16 protein-coding genes are annotated in these 19050 nt (G+C 63.6%); 11 read left to right on the top strand and 5 right to left on the bottom strand.

All coding sequences use genetic code 11. The annotated features are described in order from the left end of the window. Positions 1–68: 68 nt before the first annotated feature. Positions 69–1019 (bottom strand): AEC family transporter, encoded by a 951-nt coding sequence (locus JN280_RS20390; RefSeq protein WP_202314924.1) that lies wholly within the window; start codon positions 1017–1019, stop codon positions 69–71. 281 nt (positions 1020–1300) lie between these two features. Here JN280_RS20390 and JN280_RS20385 point away from each other — a divergent pair, with 281 nt between their 5' ends. The 10 genes from JN280_RS20385 (at position 1301) to JN280_RS20340 (ending at position 11744) form a co-directional block, all read left to right on the top strand. Continuing rightward, the gene (locus JN280_RS20385) at positions 1301–1903 is read left to right on the top strand and encodes a hypothetical protein (RefSeq protein ID WP_244741810.1); all 603 of its coding nucleotides are present in this window, start codon (positions 1301–1303) and stop codon (positions 1901–1903) included. Between the two features lie 67 nt (positions 1904–1970). Beyond that, positions 1971–2885 carry an IS5 family transposase gene (locus JN280_RS20380; protein WP_202304624.1) on the top strand — a complete coding sequence of 305 codons (915 nt, stop codon included), beginning with the start codon at positions 1971–1973 and terminating at the stop codon, positions 2883–2885. Between the two features lie 183 nt (positions 2886–3068). Next, positions 3069–3611 (top strand): GGDEF domain-containing protein, encoded by a 543-nt coding sequence (locus JN280_RS20375; protein WP_342216198.1) that lies wholly within the window; start codon positions 3069–3071, stop codon positions 3609–3611. A gap of 69 nt (positions 3612–3680) precedes the next feature. Beyond that, the gene (locus JN280_RS20370; RefSeq protein WP_342216109.1) at positions 3681–5732 is read left to right on the top strand and encodes a putative bifunctional diguanylate cyclase/phosphodiesterase; all 2052 of its coding nucleotides are present in this window, start codon (positions 3681–3683) and stop codon (positions 5730–5732) included. Positions 5733–6041: 309 nt separating this feature from the next. Then, positions 6042–6596, top strand: a complete 555-nt coding sequence (locus JN280_RS20365; protein ID WP_202304620.1) for a histidine phosphatase family protein — start codon at positions 6042–6044, stop codon at positions 6594–6596. A gap of 214 nt (positions 6597–6810) precedes the next feature. Beyond that, the gene (locus JN280_RS20360) at positions 6811–7092 is read left to right on the top strand and encodes an acyl carrier protein (protein ID WP_202314920.1); all 282 of its coding nucleotides are present in this window, start codon (positions 6811–6813) and stop codon (positions 7090–7092) included. A gap of 21 nt (positions 7093–7113) precedes the next feature. Further along, positions 7114–8307, top strand: coding sequence for a beta-ketoacyl-ACP synthase (locus JN280_RS20355; RefSeq protein WP_202304618.1), 1194 nt, complete (start codon positions 7114–7116; stop codon positions 8305–8307). Between the two features lie 18 nt (positions 8308–8325). Next, on the top strand, positions 8326–9597 hold the full coding sequence (locus JN280_RS20350; protein ID WP_202304617.1) for a beta-ketoacyl-ACP synthase: 1272 nt from the start codon (positions 8326–8328) through the stop codon (positions 9595–9597). A gap of 152 nt (positions 9598–9749) precedes the next feature. Continuing rightward, positions 9750–10778: a zinc-binding dehydrogenase gene (locus JN280_RS20345; protein WP_202304616.1), complete on the top strand. Its 1029-nt coding sequence runs from the start codon at positions 9750–9752 to the stop codon at positions 10776–10778. Between the two features lie 12 nt (positions 10779–10790). Next, positions 10791–11744: a lipid A biosynthesis lauroyl acyltransferase gene (locus JN280_RS20340; RefSeq protein WP_202304615.1), complete on the top strand. Its 954-nt coding sequence runs from the start codon at positions 10791–10793 to the stop codon at positions 11742–11744. Between the two features lie 55 nt (positions 11745–11799). On the opposite strand, the gene JN280_RS20335 is transcribed toward JN280_RS20340, so the two are convergent. The 4 genes from JN280_RS20335 to JN280_RS20320 all read right to left on the bottom strand — a co-directional run bounded on the left by JN280_RS20335 (position 11800) and on the right by JN280_RS20320 (position 17135). After that, positions 11800–12717, bottom strand: a complete 918-nt coding sequence (locus JN280_RS20335) for a dimethyl sulfoxide reductase anchor subunit family protein (protein ID WP_202304614.1) — start codon at positions 12715–12717, stop codon at positions 11800–11802. 244 nt (positions 12718–12961) lie between these two features. After that, positions 12962–13729 (bottom strand): 4Fe-4S dicluster domain-containing protein, encoded by a 768-nt coding sequence (locus JN280_RS20330; RefSeq protein WP_202304612.1) that lies wholly within the window; start codon positions 13727–13729, stop codon positions 12962–12964. Continuing rightward, a complete protein-coding gene (locus JN280_RS20325) occupies positions 13726–16572 on the bottom strand; it encodes a molybdopterin oxidoreductase family protein (RefSeq protein WP_202304611.1) in 2847 nt (948 codons plus the stop codon). Before JN280_RS20325 ends, JN280_RS20330 begins: the two co-directional genes overlap by 4 nt. A gap of 137 nt (positions 16573–16709) precedes the next feature. After that, positions 16710–17135 (bottom strand): L,D-transpeptidase, encoded by a 426-nt coding sequence (locus JN280_RS20320; RefSeq protein ID WP_202304610.1) that lies wholly within the window; start codon positions 17133–17135, stop codon positions 16710–16712. A gap of 299 nt (positions 17136–17434) precedes the next feature. Here JN280_RS20320 and JN280_RS20315 point away from each other — a divergent pair, with 299 nt between their 5' ends. Beyond that, positions 17435–19036, top strand: a complete 1602-nt coding sequence (locus JN280_RS20315) for a flavin monoamine oxidase family protein (RefSeq protein ID WP_202304609.1) — start codon at positions 17435–17437, stop codon at positions 19034–19036. Positions 19037–19050: the final 14 nt, after the last annotated feature.

Below are 19050 nucleotides of genomic sequence, written 5' to 3'. Positions count from 1 at the left end.
CCCAGCGCATGACGCAGGATCAATCGCAATGCGGTGGCATAACCCATTGGCACAACGAAAAGTCCCGCCTAGCCGAACACCATCTGGGCGATTGAAAGCCAGAGCGCGGTCGTCGCCACCGCGGCAGCCGTGGCGATTGTCATCTGGTTGGAGGCCAAGGCCTGGCCGGTTCCGAACTGGATGGCGATCAGATAGGAGTTGACGCCGGAAGGCAGCGCCGCCGTCGCGACCGCCACCTTGGCCGCGAGCGGCGGCAGGCCGAGCAGCCAGGCCATGAGCAGCGTGACGGCCGGCATCAGGAACAGTTTCAGGACCGACAGGGCGAGCGCCGGCCGCACATTGCCCGATATGCCGAACTTCAAGAGCCCGAGCCCCATGGCGAAAAGCGCGATCGGCCCCGCTATGCCGGCGAGCGCGTCGACCAGCCTCAGCGCGAAGCCCGGCAGGGGCAGTCCGATGAGCCGCCACGCCAGACCGGCGAGAATGCCGATGACCAGCGGATTGACGAAGAGCTTGCGCAGGAACGACTTGACCAGCGCCGTGGGCTTCACCGGCTTGCCCTTCTCGCTGCCGAACAGGCCGAAGAGGATGATCGAGGCCGCCATCATGACGGGCAGATGCACAGAAACGATCAGCGACAGTATCTCCACGCCCTGCTCTCCGAAGACGCCGAGCGTGAAGGGAATGCCGAGCAGCACTGTGTTGGAGAATGCCGCGGCGACCCCGCCGACGACGCCGGTCGCGCCGTCGCGGCCGAACAAACGCGTCGTCGTCAGATGCCCCGCGGCCCATGCGACTGCCGCGGCCGTGAAATAGGTCGCCCACAGCGCCCATGGAGCCGCGCCGTGGAAGTCGGCCGAAACCATGGTGCGGAACAGGAGCAGCGGAACCGCGACGCCGACCGCGAATTCCGACAGCGCGTCACCCGTCTCGGCCTTGAGATAGCCCGACCACCCGGCGAGATAGCCGAGCGCGACGAGCCCGAAGACGAAGATGACGGTTTCGGTCGATGAGGACATCGCGCCCTGATAGGCGAGCGGGGTACGAACCGCAATCTTGGCGGGTCGAAAGATCGGAGGAGGCGACTGGTGGCGATCGGCCCGCCGCATGCGATGGCCCATGCCGGCAGGTCCGAGCCTTCCGACTTGAGGAAGATCCTTTAAACAACTGCTGTTACATGCGATTTCGGGCGTCTACTCTAGGGACCGTTATCACGAGGCGATGTCTCTGATCACACTGGGACGGCTTACCGGCGGTTAATGTATTCAGCGGTAGGATCAATCCATGTAGTGGAGCACAGGTGACGGAGATGGGTGATCCAGCGGGCCAATCGGAATTCGGTGCCCATCGGCCCATTTCCGACCGCGGTCATCCCCCGGAGTCCACGCTCTATTCGCTCCTCGCCCGTCTGCGTCTGGCCCTGACGAGCCCCTTCAATGCCCGTACCGTTTGGCGATTGCATCGGCAGATCGAGTATCAATCCGGCTTGCTCCGACAAGCGGAAGCCGCAATCGCAGGCGCCGAGATTTTCGAGCGGGCTTCCGTCGCCGCGCGAATGGGCTTCTGGCAGTGCGAATTGCCCAGCGAACGATTGACGTGGAGCGACGGAACCTACGACCTCTTCGGCCTTCAGCGTCGCAGTGGTATCGTGCGCAGCGAGATCCTGAAAGGCTATTCCGAAGAATCGCTTGCTCGCCTGGGGCGAGTCCGTGGCAATGCCATAGAAGCGGGTTCGGGCTTCGGGCTTGATGCCGAAATCCGGATTCCCGAAGTCGGAACGCGTTGGATCAGAGTATCCGCCACCGTCGAGCGTCGAAACGGCGAACCGATCCGGCTCTTCGGTATCAAACAGGAGAGCGCTTTTCAAAAGTCCCAACTCTATGATTCAATAGAGAAAAGTTAGGATTGATTCGGCTATGTCTCGTCGTAACTTGGCGCAACCTTCACTCGCCGATGCATTGGTGCGTGACGTGAGCAGGGGTAACAAGTTTCTGGAAGAAGTGCAGAAGTTGATCGATTGGTCGGCTTTCGAGGTGCTGTTCCGGGAAATCCATAACGATGCTCTGGGGGCGCCCGGCTACCCGCCGATAGCAATGTTCAAGATTGCGCTCTTGCAGCAATGGTACGGCCTGTCCGATCCGGCGGCGGAAGAAGCGGTGGCCGACCGGCTGTCGTTCCGCCGCTTCTGTGGGTTTCCGCTCGATCAAAAGACACCGGACCACATGTCGATCTGGCGCTTCCGCCAGAGGCTGGTCGAACTGGCGCTTCAAGATAAGCTGCTTGCCGAATTGAACCGGCAGTTGGAAGGGCGCGGTCTTCTGGTAAGGCGCGGCACGCTGGTTGACGCCACCATCATCTCGGCGGCGGTGGCCAGGCCCGACTACGAGAAGGGCCAGGTGTCGGCGCGCGATCCGGATGCAGGCTTCACGCACAAGCACGGCAAGACCTATTTCGGCTACAAGGCCCATCTCGCCGGCGACGCGGAGAGCGGGCTGATACGCCAGGCGGAGATGAGCTCGGCCGATCTGCATGACAGCCAGATGGGCGCTGTGCTCATTCAAGGTGACGAAGAGGCCTATTACGCCGACAAGGCCTATGACAGTCAGGCGCTGCGCGACGAACTGGCGGATCGAGGCATCAAGGACCGGATTGCCTACAAGGCCAAGCGGGGCAAGCAGCAGCCGAATTGGCAGAAGTGGATGAACAAGGTCGCCGCCAGCGTGCGGGCCGGCATCGAGCGGACCAACGCGACGATGAAGAACTGGTACGGCATGGCCCGGGTTCGCTATCTCGGCCTGGCGCGCAACCACTGCCATCTGCAGCTTGTCGCCTGCGCGATAAATGCCAAACGGGCGCTCGTTCTCGTCAAGGCCGGCACGGCCTGAGGGGAAGGCTGCGTCCAAAATCAGGAAATCGAGGGCAAAATCGGGAGCAAGTGAGCAGAAACTGAGCCGATAGGCTGGAGAAAGTTGCGCGGATCGGCGGCGACGGGCCGCTGATGCCCGCCACATACGGGCGAAGAACGTCTAAGGGCGGGACGCCCCAACTTTAGAAAAGCACTCCAGGACATTACCGAAGAAAAGAAACAACTCGAACGAATAGAGTATCTCGCGGGGCACGATGTGATGACCGGGCTTGCCAATCGCGCCCAGTTCGAAGCCCGAATCGCTGAAATCTGTCAATCCGGGGGAACAGGTGGCGTGCTGATGCTCATCGACCTCGATGGCTTCAAGAAGGTCAACGATACTCTCGGGCATGCTATCGGCGACGAATGTCTGATCGAGATTGCCCGGCGACTCTCAGCGGTGTGCCAGTCCGCCGAGTTGGTTGCTCGTATTGGCGGTGATGAGTTCGCTGTGCTCTTCGGCCCAGGCGCCAGCCTGCAAAAAGTCGAAGGGATCGCCCGGCGCATTGTTCGTGTTGCCGAGGAGCCCATGAAATGCTCCGGCCGCGTTTTCCGGGTCGGTGCATCTCTTGGCTATGCTTTCGCAGAACAGGAAACGCCGACGGCCGTATTCACGAGAGCCGACCGTGCGCTCTACGCAGCAAAAGCAACTGGCCGCCGCACTTTTTCAGGACCTCAGCGGGCGCCTGATCGATGTCTTCCGTAGGAGTCACGCGCATACGCGCGGCCCGTCGTGGTGGTGAGAAGGGCGCTCCTCGATGACAACGCTGGCGGCATGAAACCGACTGCCAGACTCTCGCGCGGTGATCCGCACACCCAAAGGGCTACAATTGCCAATTTAGCGACGCAGGATTTTTCGAGAGGCAACGAAGAGATGCGGCTTCTGTCACCCATGGAGGTCGGCGATCTACTGGCCGGGGACCTACGGGCCTTTGGCGGGCCAACGACGAGTGAACCGGTTGCTGGCCGGGTCAGGGCCGACCAGATCAGCATCGTGCTTCGCAACACACTATTCGCCATGCTCGCGAACATCGTCAACGCAGCCGTCCTTGTCATGGCGCTTTGGAACTCGCCGGACCGGACTCGAGCAATTTTCTGGGCAATCGGCATCTTCGCGGCTGCCGGTTTCATAGGCATTCGAGCATGGTCGTCGTATCAGGTCGTCAAGCCAAGGACAGTCTCTCGCCGTACAACGCAAAACCTGGTCCGAAACGCCTGCCTCCTCGGCATGTGGTGGGGAGCAGTGCCGGTTCTGTTTTTCCACGATGCAGCAAGCAACAACCAGGTCATTATCATCTGCCTCGTCGCGGGGATGATCTCGGGAGGCGCCGCGATGTTTTCGACGATTCCGATAGCGGCCATCGCCTACACACTGCCTATCTTTGCCGGCTCCGCGTTTGCGATCGCGCGGGCGGGAGATACCGTTAGCGTCGCGGTGGCAATCCTGATGGTGAGCTACGCCGCGACGCTGTTTCGAGCGGTGCTTGGTCACGCATTCGAGTTCACGCGGCGGTCCATTCTGCAGGTGGAAAGCGAACATGCCATCCGCCGAGACCTTCTGACGAGCCTGTCGAACCGCCTCGGTTTCAACGAACTGCTCGACAAAGCGTTGATAGACGCGAGGCAGTATGGCCAGAATTTCGCGCTGCTTTTCGTCGGCTTCAACAATTTCAACGATGTGAGCAACCATTTTGGTCGCGCAATAGCGGATGCAATTCTGGTTGAGATTGCGGCAAGGCTGCGCAAGGAAACGCGTGAGAGCGATAGCGTGGCCAGATTGGAGGGCGATGAATTTGCGATAATCAAAGCCCGGGACGTCAGGCCAGATCAACTGATGTCGCTAGCGGGCCAGATCATCGAATCAACACGCCAGGCTTTTCTGGTCGAAGGGCGCGAGATCTACTGTAGCGCCAGCATTGGCATCGCGCTGGCGCCGTCTGACGGCCTCGACGCCGACCGGCTCCTCAGGAGCGCCGACAGCGCGCTGGGCAGGGCCAAGAAGGTTGCGGCTGGCTCTATTCAGTTCTTCAGTCCAGATGACGACGACGCGGCTGCGAGGCGCCAAGCGCTTGAACGCGATTTGCGATCTCCGCTGTCCGACGGCCAGCTCTCGATGGTGTTTCAGCCGTTTCTCGACCTCGACCGTGATCGAATCCAGGGCTTCGAAGCCCTCATGCGATGGCAACATCCAATCCACGGCGCCATCTCTCCAGCCGAGTTCATCCCCATCGCTGAGGAGACCGGACTGATCCACTCCATCGGGCAATGGGCCATCCGGACGGCTTGTGAAGGCGCTGTTCAGTGGCCTGATGACGTGCGAGTTTCCGTCAACCTGTCGGTCGTACAACTGAGAGACAAGGCATTGTTGAACTCCATTCTGGAGACACTGGCCGACGTTGGGCTGGAGCCACGACGATTTGAGGTCGAGATCACGGAATCGGTTCTCATTTCCGATTTTCAAGAAGCCCAGGCGTTTCTGGAATCCCTGAGTTCTCTATCTGTAACGGTCGCCTTGGACGACTTCGGCACCGGGTACTCATCGCTCACCTACCTTCGCAAACTGCCGCTTTCCCGCCTCAAGATCGACCGGTCCTTTGTCCAGGACCTGCTGACCGATACGGACAGTGCAGCGATCGTCAGATCACTGATCGGGCTGGCGCATGAGCTGCGCATAGGTGTGACAGCCGAGGGCGTCGAGACGCCGGATCAGCTCGATTATCTGCGCCGGATCGGATGCAACGAAGCTCAAGGTTATTTGATCGGTAAGCCCATCCCCAAGGAAGACATCCCGGCGATGTTGCAAGGGCGTTCGCTCAGATGGGGTTGATGTCGGAAGCGAAAGTTACCGCCAGCGGAGTGCTAGCGGGGCGTCGCATGGGCGGAACTCCCTACTTGGCCGCGGACCGAAGTTGCGCCAGATGGCGCCGGAAGATCGCCAACGCGGACATCAAGTCACTTTGCTGACCGCCCCCATAGTGCCAGGTCCAGTATCTCGACCGCGCTTCTGCAGTTCAGACAACCCCAGCCAAGTCGAAAAGCGCATCAGCCATACGCGGCACACAATGCCAAGAGCCCCTCGACTTGTCTTTCTCCCCCGTTTCGCGTCCCTATAGGGCCCGTCAACGAAAGGAATCGAATGTTCCGAGTTGCTGCCGCGCTGATCCTGCTGGTTTTGGCCACCGCCGCCGAGGCTACGGAAGCCGGTTGGGCGCTCCTTCGCGACGGCGGTCATGTCGTGCTGCTGCGCCACGCCATGACGGCGGGCTCCGCCGATCCGGCCAAGGTCGATCTCGACGACTGCAGGAGCCAGCGCAACCTTTCCGAGCGCGGCAGGCAGCAGGCCCGCAAGATGGGCGCTTTGTTCGCCGCCCGCGCGGCCGGGATAGAACTTGCACTGGCGAGCCGCTATTGCCGTACGATGGAAACGGCACGGCTCGCCTTCGGCGAGCGACCCACCGAGGCCTTCGAGGCCTTGGACGTCCCGTCGTCCGACCCGACAGAGGCTGAGGCACAGAAGGCCGCGGTGATGAAGGAGATCAGCGGCTTCCGCGGCTCCGGCAACATGGTGATGGTCACCCATCTGGAGAACATCACCGCCCTGACCGGTCAGTCCGCCCGTGAGGGCGAGGCGCTGATCGTACGTCCGGACGGCGAGACCCTTCATGTGCTCGGCCGCATCGTCTTCAACTGACCCCTGCTCCGCCGCGCGTATCCGACGCCTTGCCGGCCGGACCGCGACTGTTGCAACGCAACAAGGCGACGTACCGGAAGGCTGGGGTTCAACCCGCTTCGGCGTCGCCTGGCTGTTCGCGCGTGGCAACTTCGCCCTTTTCCTGCCGGAAAAAACCGATTAGAGAGCCGAGCAAATCATGAAGACTATTCCCCCGATTGCAGAGGGACGCATCGTGCCATCCACATTCGACCGAGTTGCCAAGATCATATCCGATACGAGCGAGATCGACATCGACACGATCACGCCGGAAAGCCACACGATTGACGATCTGGGCATCGACAGCCTTGATTTTCTCGATATCGTCTTTGCCATCGACAAGGAGTTCGGCATCAAGGTGCCGCTCGAGAAATGGACGCAGAGCGTCAATGACGGCAAGGTTCCGACCGAGGAGTATTTCCTGATGAAGAACCTCTGCGCCAAGATCGACGAACTGGTGGCCGCGAAGGCTGCCTGATCGCAGGCGACAGAGCCCTTCATGAGCAGCACCCACGACGTCGTCATCACCGGCATCGGCCTCGTCTCCTCGCTGGGCGAAGGTGTCGATGCGCATTGGGACAGGCTTTCTGCCGAAGGCGCCGCTCCGGTGCTCGACGCGGAGCGTTTCGCGCCCTACACGATTCATCCGCTGCCCGTCATCGACTGGAGCCTGCAGATCGCCAAGCGCGGCGACCAGCGCCAGATGGAAACCTGGCAGCGGCTGGGCACCTATGCGGCCGGCCTCGCGCTTGACGATGCAGGCATCAAGGGCGACGAAGCGCTCTGCTCGACCATGGACATGATCGTCGCGGCCGCCGGCGGAGAGCGCGACGAGCAGGTGGACGCGGCGATCCTCGCGGCCTCGGAAACGCGCGACGACACCGAGGTGCTGATCAACGAGAAGCTTACCACCGAGCTCCGGCCCACGCTGTTCCTGGCGCAGCTCTCGAACCTCCTGGCGGGCAACATCTCCATCGTTCACAAGGTGACGGGGTCCTCGCGCACCTTCATGGGCGAGGAAGGCGCCGGCGTCGCGGCGATCGAGACGGCGGCCGCCCGCATCCGTTCCGGCCAATCGAGCCATGCGCTCGTCGGCGGGGCGTTCCAGACCGAGCACCCCGACATGTTGCTCGGCTACGAGTTCCGCGGTTTCCTGCATCGCGCGCCCTGGAAGCCCCTGTGGCAGCGGTCGGGAACGGAAGGCGGCGGCGTCGTGACCGGCTCTGGCGCGGCCTTCCTCGTTCTGGAATCGCGCGAACATGCCGAGCGGCGCGGACGCAAGATCTATGCGACCCTGGCGACGACGATCTCTGACAGGGTTAGGCGCCGGTCGACCGATCTTGCCGCGGCGATCGGTGCGATGCTCGACAAGGCGGGGCTGCCTGCCGGCCCTCTGCTCGCACTTTCCGGTGCGTCGGGCGCGCATGAAGCGACCGCGGCAGAGAAAGCGGCATTCGCCGCACGCCCTGATATCGCCGCACGCGGCTTCAGCAATCTCACCGGCCATCTCAAGGAAGCGCAGTTCCCGTTCGCGGTCGCCTTGGCTGCCCTGACAATCGACCGCGGTTCTGCCTATCCCGCATTCGATGCGCAGACCGAGCCGGCATTCGATGGCGTGCCCGAGGCGGCGCTTGCGACCGCGGTCGGCTTTTTCCACTTCGAGGGCATGGCGCTGCTTACAGCGCCGCGTTGACAGGAAGCGAGGTCGTCCATGGCGAACATGACGGACCATATGGGGCGCAAGGTCGTCGCCGTGACCGGCATCGGCGTGGTCACGTCGCTCGGCGCCGGCAAGAAGGACAATTGGGATGCGCTGACCTCGGGCCGTTCCGGCATCCACGCCATCACCCGGTTCCCGGTCGACCATCTCAATACGCGGATCGCCGGTACCGTCGACTTCCTGCCGGCGAGCAACGGCGGCGCCAGCGCGTTGACCTATGAGCTCGCGGCACTGACGGCGGAAGAGGCGCTCGCCGAGGCGCAGCTCGGCACATCCGATTTCGGCGGCCCCCTGTTTCTTGCTTCGCCGCCGGTCGAGCTGAGCTGGAAGGACCGTTTCAGCCTCTATCATTCCGGTAACGGTACCACAGGCTACGACCGTCTGCTCGAGGTCGCCCGCGGCCTCAACTCGACCGAGGTCTTCGATTCGGTGCAGTTCGGTACGATCGCCGAGCGATTGTCGGACCGTTTCGGCACGCGCGGCCTGCCGATCACGCTGTCCACGGCCTGCGCCTCGGGCGCCACCGCCATCCAGCTCGGTGTCGAGGCGATCCGCCGGGGCGAATGCGACCGGGCGCTCGCGATCGGCACCGACGGCTCGGCGACAGCCGAGGCGTTGATCCGTTTCTCCTTGCTGTCGGCCCTGTCGACCAACAACGAGGTGCCGGAAAAGGCGTCCAAACCCTTCTCGCGTGACCGCGACGGATTCGTGCTGGCCGAGGGGTCGGCTGCGCTTGTCCTGGAATCGCTGGAAAGCGCGCTGGCGCGCGGCGCCACGGTTCTCGGCATCATGCGCGGCTGCGGCGAGCGCGCCGACGATTTCCACCGCACCCGGTCCAAGCCCGATGGGTCCCCGGCAATCGCGGCGGTCCGGGCAGCGCTCGCCGATGCCGGCCTCGCCGAGGACGAGATCGACTATGTCAACGCCCACGGTACTTCGACGCCAGAGAACGACAAGATGGAGCATTTGTCGCTGGCGACCGTGTTCGGCGAACGGATGCGCTCCATTCCGATCTCGTCCAACAAGTCGATGATCGGCCATACGCTGTCGGCGGCGGGCGCGATCGAGGCAGCCTTCTCCTTCATGACGATGCGCGAAGGCGTCATCCCGCCGACCATCAACTACGACAATCCCGACCCCGCGATCGAGCTCGACGTCGTGCCCAACGTCAAGCGTTCGGCCGAGGTGCGCACGGTGATCTCGAATTCCTTCGGCTTCGGCGGGCAGAACGCCTGCCTTGTCATGGCTCGCGAACCGGTCTAGAGCATCGGACCCGAAAGTGGGTACCGGTTTCGGGATAAATCCGATGCTCAAACAAACAGATGGAGCGGCAGCACCGATCCTCTCGGTGCGTCCGCCGCTCTAGGCCACCATTCCTTCGCACATAGCCGTATTATCCGACCCGGAGCTTCGCCATGCGCGCATTGCAGTTGATCGAGGACCGCAGGCTCGAAGCCGTGGACTTAGCCCCCCCGCCTCCGCCCGCACTCGGCGAGGTCACGGTGCGCATCAAGGCCGTGGCGCTCAACCATATCGACGTCTGGGGCTGGCGGGGCATGGCCTTCGCCAAGCGCAAGCTGCCGCTGGTGATCGGCGCGGAGGCCTCGGGCGAGGTCGAGACCGTCGGCCAGGGCGTGTCCGGCCTGCTGCCGGGACAGCTCGTCTCGATCTATGGCGCACGCACCTGCGGCCTCTGCCGAGCCTGTCGCGAAGGTCGCGACAATCTGTGCGAACATGTTGCCGGCGTTCACGGCTTCCATCTCGACGGCTTCGCGCAGGAACTGATCAATCTGCCGGCGCGGCTCCTGGTACCCGCCCCTCCCGGGGTCGACGCGATCGGCGCTGCAGTCGCGCCGGTGACCTTCGGCACGGTCGAGCACATGCTGTTCGACAATGCCCATCTCGAACCCGGAGAAACTGTGCTTGTTCATGCCGGCGGCTCCGGCATAGGCACGGCCGCCATCCAGCTCGCCAAGCGCATGGGCTGCACGGTCATCACCACGGTCGGCTCAAACGACAAGATCGCCAAGGCCCAGGCGCTGGGCGCCGACCATGTGATCAACTATCGCGAGGACCGGTTCGAAGGCGTCGTGCGCAAGCTCACCCGCAAGAAGGGCGTCGATGTGGTGTTCGAGCATGTCGGCGCGGATACCTGGGCAGGTTCCATGCTGTCGCTGAAGCGCGGCGGACGGCTGGTGACCTGCGGCTCGACGTCTGGCGTGTCGACCTCGATCAATCTGATGCAGCTCTTCCAGCAGCAGCTCAAGCTCCTGGGCTCGTTCGGCTGCCGCATGGAGAACATGGCGAACGCCATGCAGAAGATGGCGGCCGGGCTGGTGCGGCCGGTCATCGACACCGAGGTGGATTTCGATTCCATCGACGCGGCGCTGAAACGCATGGAAGGCCGTGACGTCTTCGGCAAGATCATCCTTCGCGTCGCCTGAGATAACGACTAGATGAGGCCCCTGACGATCCGCATCCTTCAGCGGTTGAGATTGCTCAATCACTGGATGGTCGCCCAGCTCGCCCGCTTCGGCCTGGCCGTATTGAAGCGGTTGCCCGCGGACAAGGCGCTCAACTTCGCCGATCGCTTCGCGCGCCGGGTCGGCCCGTGGTTCGGCCGCCATCGCGTCGCGCTGAACAATCTGCGGCAGGCCTACCCCGAAAAGAGCGAGGAAGACATCCAGCAGATCGCCTCCGACATGTGGGGCAACATGGCGCGGCTCGCGGCCGAATATATCTTCATCGAGCAGCTTTTCGACTTCGTGCCGTTCAAGGAACCGCCCGGCCGGATCGAGGTTTCGGGCATCGAGATCTTCGAGCGCATCGCGGCGGAGAACAGGCCGCACATCATCTTCACCGGCCATATCGGGAATTTCGAGTTGTTGCCTGTGGCGGCGGCCACCTTCGGCCTGAAGGTGACCGCGATGTTCCGGGCGCCCAACAACCCCTTCATCGCCGACTATGTTTCGGAGACGCGCAAGTCGGCGATGGGCGACCTGCTCGCCTCCCGCGCCGGCGCCGCGCTCGCTCTGGCCCGTATCCTGGATGCCGGCGGCAATGTCGGCGTCCTCGTCGACCAGAAATTCGCGCATGGTGTGCCCACCACCTTCTTCGGCCGCAAATGCGAGACCAGCCCGCTGGTGCCCAAGCTCGCCCGCCAGTTCGATTGCGACGTCTACCCGGCCCATTGCATGCGGCTGCCCGGCAACCGCTTCCGCCTCGTGCTCGACGAAAAGCTCGATCTGCCGCGCGACGAGACGGGTCAGGTGGACGTAAGCCGGACCACGCAGCTTCTCAACGACGTGGTGGAGAGCTGGGTCCGCGAGAACCCCGGCCAGTGGATGTGGTTCCACAAGCGTTGGAACATGGCCGGTCCCAAGCGCAGGCCGGCCCCGCGATCAGCCTGAAGGAGCTCGCCCGAAAGCGTGCGGCAGTTTCGGGAAAAAGACGAGCATGCAGCGCTCAGCCGCCGTAGTAGTTCATCACGGCGTGGCGAGCGCTTGCGAAGAACAGCCAACGTTCGACAAGCACCCCGGCGAGAAAGGAGATCGCGGCGGCACTGGAGAGCGCAATGGCGACGCCCCCTCCCGTCACAATCCCCAGAATAAGAAACAACGCCGGCGCGAACCCGCCGAGTGCAAGCGCGAGGCGCCGCAGCTTGGCGGCATGTTTGCGGGCGACGCGAAAACCCATCTCGCGCGTCAGATAGTTCTCGTTGACGTGCGGCCGCTCGAACAGATGCACGCGGCCGATGAAGCCCAGCCCCGTGGCGCTTTCCGGCGTCGACAACGGCGTCAGCCCATCGAGGCGCCGCCACCATAGGATCTTGGCGACCCAGGCCGCAACGAGGAGAACCAGCGCGGCCGCAAGCATCGGCACGGCCATCGATCCGCCTGCTACCGCGAAGACACCGGCCAGCATTGCCCCTCCGGCCGCGGCGAACAGCAGATAACACGCCGGCGTCAGGGGCGTGTGCCAGGCATCGACCGACTTCAGCGAGGCATAGATCATGGCCGTGCAGTAGACCGTGCCCGCCGACAGCAGCGAGCCCAGCAGGCCATGGAACCAGAAGTAGCGTCCCTCGAACACCGACGCCCAGGCCGACCATACCAGCGGCACGAAGGTCAGGATCGACATCACCCCTTCGCGTGACAGCCAGCTCGACCGCCATTGCGAGAAGGCCCGCCAGGCGCGCTGCGGATTTCCGAGATGCAGTGTCGACGACGAAAGCCCCGCGGCGATCAGCAGAAGCGCAAGGATATGGGCAATGCCCGTCGAGGTCGCGGCCGGGTCGAGCAGGCCGAGCCCGAGCACTGCCGCCAGCCCGTAGCCGAGGCCTGAAAACGTGGTGAAGACGATGATGGAGGGTGCGGGATGCATGGCTAACCGGCTGACGAGAGGAAAGAATGCCGGCTGGCGTCGCGTTCCTTCGCGCCCCCCTCTGTCCTGCTGGACATCTCCCCCACAAGGGGGGAGATCGGCTGTCTCCGGCCTCTCGCCCATCCAGGAGCGTTGCAGATTGGCGAAAGCCGGGCGGCCGGCCGATCTCCCCCCTTGTGGGGGAGATGTCCGGCAGGACAGAGGGGGGCAACGTAGAGCGCCGTACTGAAATGCATGATCGCCATCAAATCCGGTCCAGCACGCCGTCGAGCCATGCGAAGAAACCCTTCGCGCTCTCGGTGTTCTCGGCGAGCGGCAGCGAAGAGGCGCTGGCGGCGAGTGGCTTGCGTGGCCGCGGCGGCAGGTACTTGTTGACCGGTCTCGTTCCCTGCTCCGGCATCAGATCCATGCCGCCGCGCTCGCGGACCATGACGGAGACGGCCGAGGCAGGGTCACCGAGATCGCCGAAATGGCGGGCATTGGCCGGACACGTACGAACGCAGGAAGGAATCCGGTCCACCTCCGCCAGCGTCTCGTTGTAGATCCGGTCGACGCAGAGCGTGCATTTTTTCATCACGCCGGCAGCCAGGTCCATCTCGCGGGCGCCATAGGGGCAGGCCCAGGCGCAGAGCCCGCAGCCGATGCACTTGTCCTCGTCCACCAGCACGATGCCGTCGGCATCGCGTTTATAGGACGCGCCCGTCGGGCACACGGTCACGCAGGGCGCGTCTTCGCAATGAAGGCAGGATTTGGGGAAATGCACGATGCGGGCCTGCCCCGCTTCTCCAACGATCTCGCCGCCTTCGGGCACCACTTCGAAACTGTGGACACGATTGAGCCAGGCGCCCGAGACATCGACGCCGTAAGGATGCTGGTCGGATAGCGCGCTGCCATAGCCACCGGTGTTCCACTCCTTGCAGGACACGACGCAGGCATGGCAGCCGACACAGACGTCGAGGTCGATGACCAGCCCGAGCTTCCTCGGCGATCGCGCGGCCGGCAGGCTGGTCATTCGGCCCACTCCTGCCCGTAGCGCAATTCGTTCGGCCGGTTTCCGAGATCAGGCTCCGACAGTTCGGGCAGATGCGGCTCGCTTATTTCGGCCGGCTCGGCCTTCTCGATCCGCACGCGCAGGTCGTACCAGGCCGCCTGACCGGTGACCGGGTCGGAATTCGACCAGCGCTGGCCGTCGCCTTTCGGCGGCAACAGCTCATGGATGAGATGGTTCACCAGGAAGCCCTTGCGCGCTTCCGGCACGTCGCGGTCCAGAGCCCAGGCGCCCGAGCGCTTGCCGATCGCATTCCAGGTCCACATCGTGTCGCGATTGACCGCGTCGCTGCGCGCGATCTCGACCTTGATGCGCCCGTGATGCGAGATCACCCAGGCCCAGTCTCCGTCCTTCAGGCCATGCGCCTCGCAGATCGCTCCGGGCACATAGAGCACGTTGCGGGTGTGTATCTGGCGCAGCCAGGCGTTCATGGACCCCCAGGAGTGATACATCGCCGCCGGCCGCTGCGTGATCGCGTGATAGGGAAAATCCCCCTCGCCCAATGCGGCCTCCTCCAGCGGGCGGTACCATTCGGGGAGCGCATGGAAGGCGCCGAGGATACGCTGCCGGTATGCCTCCGGCGCCAAGGGCGCGCGAAGCCCTTCGGCGGACAGGCGGAATTTCTGCAGCGTCTCGGAATAGAGCTGGAAGGTTACGGGCTGCGGCTTGTCGAAGAAGCCCATGCTGACGGCGAAGTCCTGGTACGCCTGGTTGGCGTGCTTGAAGAACTGCGCCTCGAGCGGGATATGCACGGAGAAGAACGACCCGTTCTCGATGTAGCGCTTCAACTGGTCCGGATTGGCCGCCCCGCGCCCCGCACGGTCGCCCTTGACGCCCCGGAACCCCGCCAGCGGACCGATGCCGGGGCGCCGCTCGTGGCGGACGATATAATCGGCATAGTCGGCATAGATCGCCTTGCCCCTGCTGTCGACGAAGCCCGGCAGTCTCAGCCGTACGCCGAGATCGAGCAGCACCGTCTGGAAGCCGCGAACGTCGCGATCGGGCTCGACGACCGGCCAGCGGATCGCATCCTGCACGGCATCGGGCTCCGAGATCGGCCGGTCGAGCAGCGAGATGCAGTCGTGCCGCTCCAGATAGGTCGTGTCGGGCAGGACGAGGTCGGCATAGGCGACCATCTCCGAGGCATAGGCGTCGGAATAGATGATCCTCGGGATGCGATATTCATCCGTCTCAGGATCCTTGTCCTCCAGCATCCGGATCACGCCCGCCGTGTTCATCGACGAGTTCCAGGCCATGTTGGCCATGTAGAGGAACAGCACGTCCACCGGATAGGGATCGCCGGCATGGGCGTTGGCGATTACCATATGCATGAGGCCATGGGCCGAGACCGGCGCATCCCAGGAAAAGGCCTTGTCGATGCGGGTCGGCTTGCCCTCGACGTCGACGAGCAGGTCTTCCGGCCCGCGTGGAAAGCCGAGATGCGGCCCCGACAGCGGCTTGTTCGAGCCGAAATGCTCGGCCTTGCCATGCGGGGTCGGATGGGCCTCGAGGGGCTTCGGATAAGGCGGCTCGAAACGGAACCCGCCAGGACAGTCGACGGCGCCGATCAGCACCTGCAGCACGTGAAGCGCGCGTGCCGTCTGGAACCCGTTCGAATGCGCCGAGATGCCGCGCATGGCGTGGAAGGAGACCGGACGGCCCACGAAGGTTTCGTGATGGACGCCATGCACGTCGGTCCACGACTGGTCGACGGTGATCGTCTCCTCGAAGGCCACGCGCGCGATCTCGGCGGCCAGTCCGCGAATGGTCTCGGCCGCGACGCCCGTCTCGGCCGCGACGGCCTCCGGCGCATATCTGGGATCGAGATACTTCTCGGCGAGCAACTGGAACGACGGCACCGCGAAGCGGCCATCCTCGAACCGGTAGCGTCCCGACAAGGCGGAATGCGCCCCTTTGGTGCCATGCGGGACGATCCTTTCCGTCACGGTCTCGTAGACCAGCGCCCTGCCCGCGGTGTCGCGTGCGAACAGGCCGTGCTCTTCCGTGCCGGGAGCGTCGATCACCAGCCAGGGCGCATTCGAATAGCGGACGAGATAGTCCACATCGATCCTGCGGGCCCGCAGCAGTTCATGAACAATCGCGAGGATCAGCAGTCCGTCGGTTCCCGGCCTTATCCCGACCCAGTTGTCGGCCACGGCGGAGTAGCCGGTGCGCACCGGATTGACCGAGACGAAACGCGCGCCGCGCTGCTTGAGCTTCGAGATGCCGATCTTGATCGGGTTGGAATCATGATCCTCCGCGACGCCGAACAGCACGAAGAGGCGGGTCCGGTCCCAATCGGGCGCGCCGAATTCCCAGAAGGCTCCGCCGATGGTCATGATGCCGGCTGCCGCCATATTGACCGAGCAGAAGCCGCCATGAGCGGCATAGTTGGGGGTACCGAACTGCTGCGCCCAGAAGCCCGTCAGCGACTGCGACTGGTCGCGGCCCGTGAAGAAGGCGAGCTTCTTCGGGTCGGACTGGCGCACCTCGCCCAGCCAGGTCGTGGCGAGCGACAGCGCCTCTTCCCAGGAGATCTCCTCGAACGTGCCCGAGCCGCGCGGGCCGGTCCGCAGCAGCGGCGCGCGCAGCCGCGCGGGCGCGTAGTGCTGCATGATGCCGGCGGAACCCTTGGCACAGAGCACGCCGCGGTTCACGGGATGATCGCGATTGCCTTCGATATAGCGGATCTTGCCGTCCTTGATATGGACGTCGATGCCGCAACGGCATGCACACATGTAGCACGTGGTCTTGCGCACTTCGTCGCCTACCGGCTTGGACAGCGCCACGCGCGAGTCGGTATCCATCTGCGATGCTCCCTGCGCCCGAGTCCTACAGAGCGGACCCGCGAAAGGAAATGGCCGAAGGCGTCAATCCACGCCGCTGCACCCCAACGTGTCGACATGAGCGCCGGCGGCCGGCCGGCACCCTTGCGCGGAGATCGTCAGTTCGACACGATGATGCGTGTGTTGCCCGGCCCGAACTCCTTGACCAGCGCGTAGAAGCGCGCCGCGTTCTGCGTGTCGAGCCTGACGCAGCCATGCGAGGCGGGCGATCCGAGCCGCGACACGGCATTGGTCCCGTGGATGGCATAGCCGCCATGGTAGAACACCGAATAGGGCATCGGCGAATTGTCGTATTTGCGCGAGCGCCACATCTTGTGGAGCCGGGTCGGCCGCCAGGTGCCGCGCGGCGTGACATACCCCTTGCGAGCCGTCGAAACGCGCCAGGTATGGATGATGCGGCCATGTTTCGTGACGGTCATGGTCTGTGTCGAAACATTGATCCTGGCGACGAGACCCGCCGAGTAGGCTTCCGTCGAAATTCCAGAAAAGGCCAGAGCAGCCGCCATGAATAGTATCTTGTACATTCAAATGAACCTTTCTTCCCAAGCTTTTCGTCCATTTCGGAAGAAGCGGCAAAAATCTCTACACGGGGTAAATATTCTGTGGCGAATACGCAACAATAACGATTGAACCGCCCGGAAGTTGCGCCATTGCGTCGGGAGACTTTGCGCCACGGAGCAACCGAGGATTGCGCCATCGCGGCGACTTCCATTGACAGGGTGGAGGACAGGCATAGTCTCCGATCACGCCCCTGGAAGACAGCGAGGCTGTTCCGGTCGGCGCGGCGTGATCACCATGCGAGGTACTGCCGGAAAGGATCAAAATGCAACATGATGGAGCACTTGCCGGCCTGAGCCGGCGTCAGTTGCTGTCGCTGATCGGGCTGACGGCTGGCACCGCCGCCATGTATCAGGCGATGTCCAGCCTCGGGCTCGCGCAGGAGTCGGGCTACAAGGGACCGGTCAAGCTCGAAGGGGACCCGAAGGGTGCCTCGGTGCTGATCCTCGGTGCCGGCCTTGCGGGCATGACGGCCGCCCTTGAGTTGCGCCAGGCCGGCTACAAGGTGCAGATCCTTGAATACAACGAGCGCGCCGGCGGCCGGAACTGGACCTTGCGCGGCGGCGACACCTATACCGAACTGGGCGGTGCGACCCAGAAGTGCGAATTCGACGAAGGCCTCTACATCAATCCGGGCCCTTGGCGCATTCCGTATCACCACAACGGGCTGCTTGCCTATTGTCGGCGGCTCGGCGTGACCCTGGAGCCCTTCCAGCAACTCAACCACAACGCCTTTCTGCATTCCAGCAAGGCCTTTGGCGGCAAGCCGCAGCGCGTCCGCGAGATCAAGACGGACTTCCGGGGCCACGTATCCGAGCTTCTGGCCAAAGTGACCCAGAAGGGCGCACTCGAAGGAGACGTGACCAGGCAGGACCAGGAGATGCTGCTGGAGGCGCTGCGCTCCTGGGGTGCCCTCGACAAGGATTACGCCTACAGGGAAAGCCTGCATACGGCGGAGTTTCGCGGTTTTGCGAAAGACCCTGGCGGCGGCCTGGGCGCGGCGCCCGTGCCCGGCAAGCCGATCGCGCTTGCCGACATATTGAGCTCCGGGCTCTGGGACAGCCTGGCCAATTTCGCGCTCTACGAATTCCAGACCACCATGTTCCAGCCGGTCGGCGGCATCGACATGATCGGCAAGGCCTTTGCCAGGGAGGTCGGCGACCTCATCCAGTATGGCGCCAAGGTCACCAGGATCGCGCAGGACGACAAGGGCGTCACGGTGACCTACGAGGAGACCAGGAACCCCGGCTCGACCAAGCAGGCAAGTGCCGACTGGTGCGTGTGCACGATCCCGCTGAGCATCCTCAGCCAGATCGAGATCAACGTGTCGGCGCCGATGCAGGCGGCGATAGAGGCCGTGCCCTATGTGTCTTCGGTCAAGGTCGGCCTCCAGTTCAAGCGCCGCTTCTGGGAAGAGGACGATCTGATCTTCGGGGGCGTCAGCTACACGGACCTGCCGATCACCCAGATCTCCTATCCCAGCACCGGTTTCAACAAGGGCGGCAAGGGCGTTCTGCTCGGCTGCTACACTTGGAACGGGCCGAATTCCTACGAATTCACGTCCATGGCGCCGGAAGAGCGGGTCAAGCGCGCGGTGGAATACGGTTCCCAGATCCACCCCCAGTACAAGGACGAGTTCGAGAACGGCATCGCGGTAGCTTGGCACCGATCGCCCTTCACGCTCGGCTGCGCCGGCGACTGGACGGACGAGGCACGCAAGGAGCACTACGACAATCTCTGCCAGATCGACGGGCGCATCGTGCTCGCGGGCGAGCACGCTTCCTACATACCGGCCTGGATGGAAGGCGCGATCCTGTCGTCGCTCGACGCCATAACCCGCCTGCACCAGCGTGTCGTCTCGGGTTGACGCCGTGTCGACGC

The sequence above is a fragment of the Mesorhizobium sp. L-8-10 genome, from assembly GCF_016756635.1.
Taxonomy (GTDB): domain Bacteria; phylum Pseudomonadota; class Alphaproteobacteria; order Rhizobiales; family Rhizobiaceae.
This window is presented reverse-complemented; position numbering and strand designations above follow the sequence as displayed.

Excerpts from the sequence above, each read along its gene's own strand:
- JN280_RS20355 (WP_202304618.1), top strand. The coding sequence starts at position 7,114 with ATGAGCAGCACCCACGACGTCGTCATCACCGGCATCGGCCTCGTCTCC.
- JN280_RS20365 (WP_202304620.1), top strand. The coding sequence starts at position 6,042 with ATGTTCCGAGTTGCTGCCGCGCTGATCCTGCTGGTTTTGGCCACCGCC.
- JN280_RS20325 (WP_202304611.1), bottom strand. The coding sequence starts at position 16,572 with ATGGATACCGACTCGCGCGTGGCGCTGTCCAAGCCGGTAGGCGACGAA.
- JN280_RS20390 (WP_202314924.1), bottom strand. The coding sequence starts at position 1,019 with ATGTCCTCATCGACCGAAACCGTCATCTTCGTCTTCGGGCTCGTCGCG.
- JN280_RS20340 (WP_202304615.1), top strand. The coding sequence starts at position 10,791 with ATGAGGCCCCTGACGATCCGCATCCTTCAGCGGTTGAGATTGCTCAAT.
- JN280_RS20315 (WP_202304609.1), top strand. The coding sequence starts at position 17,435 with ATGCAACATGATGGAGCACTTGCCGGCCTGAGCCGGCGTCAGTTGCTG.
- JN280_RS20345 (WP_202304616.1), top strand. The coding sequence starts at position 9,750 with ATGCGCGCATTGCAGTTGATCGAGGACCGCAGGCTCGAAGCCGTGGAC.
- JN280_RS20335 (WP_202304614.1), bottom strand. The coding sequence starts at position 12,717 with ATGCATCCCGCACCCTCCATCATCGTCTTCACCACGTTTTCAGGCCTC.
- JN280_RS20320 (WP_202304610.1), bottom strand. The coding sequence starts at position 17,135 with ATGTACAAGATACTATTCATGGCGGCTGCTCTGGCCTTTTCTGGAATT.
- JN280_RS20370 (WP_342216109.1), top strand. The coding sequence starts at position 3,681 with ATGAAACCGACTGCCAGACTCTCGCGCGGTGATCCGCACACCCAAAGG.
- JN280_RS20350 (WP_202304617.1), top strand. The coding sequence starts at position 8,326 with ATGGCGAACATGACGGACCATATGGGGCGCAAGGTCGTCGCCGTGACC.
- JN280_RS20330 (WP_202304612.1), bottom strand. The coding sequence starts at position 13,729 with ATGACCAGCCTGCCGGCCGCGCGATCGCCGAGGAAGCTCGGGCTGGTC.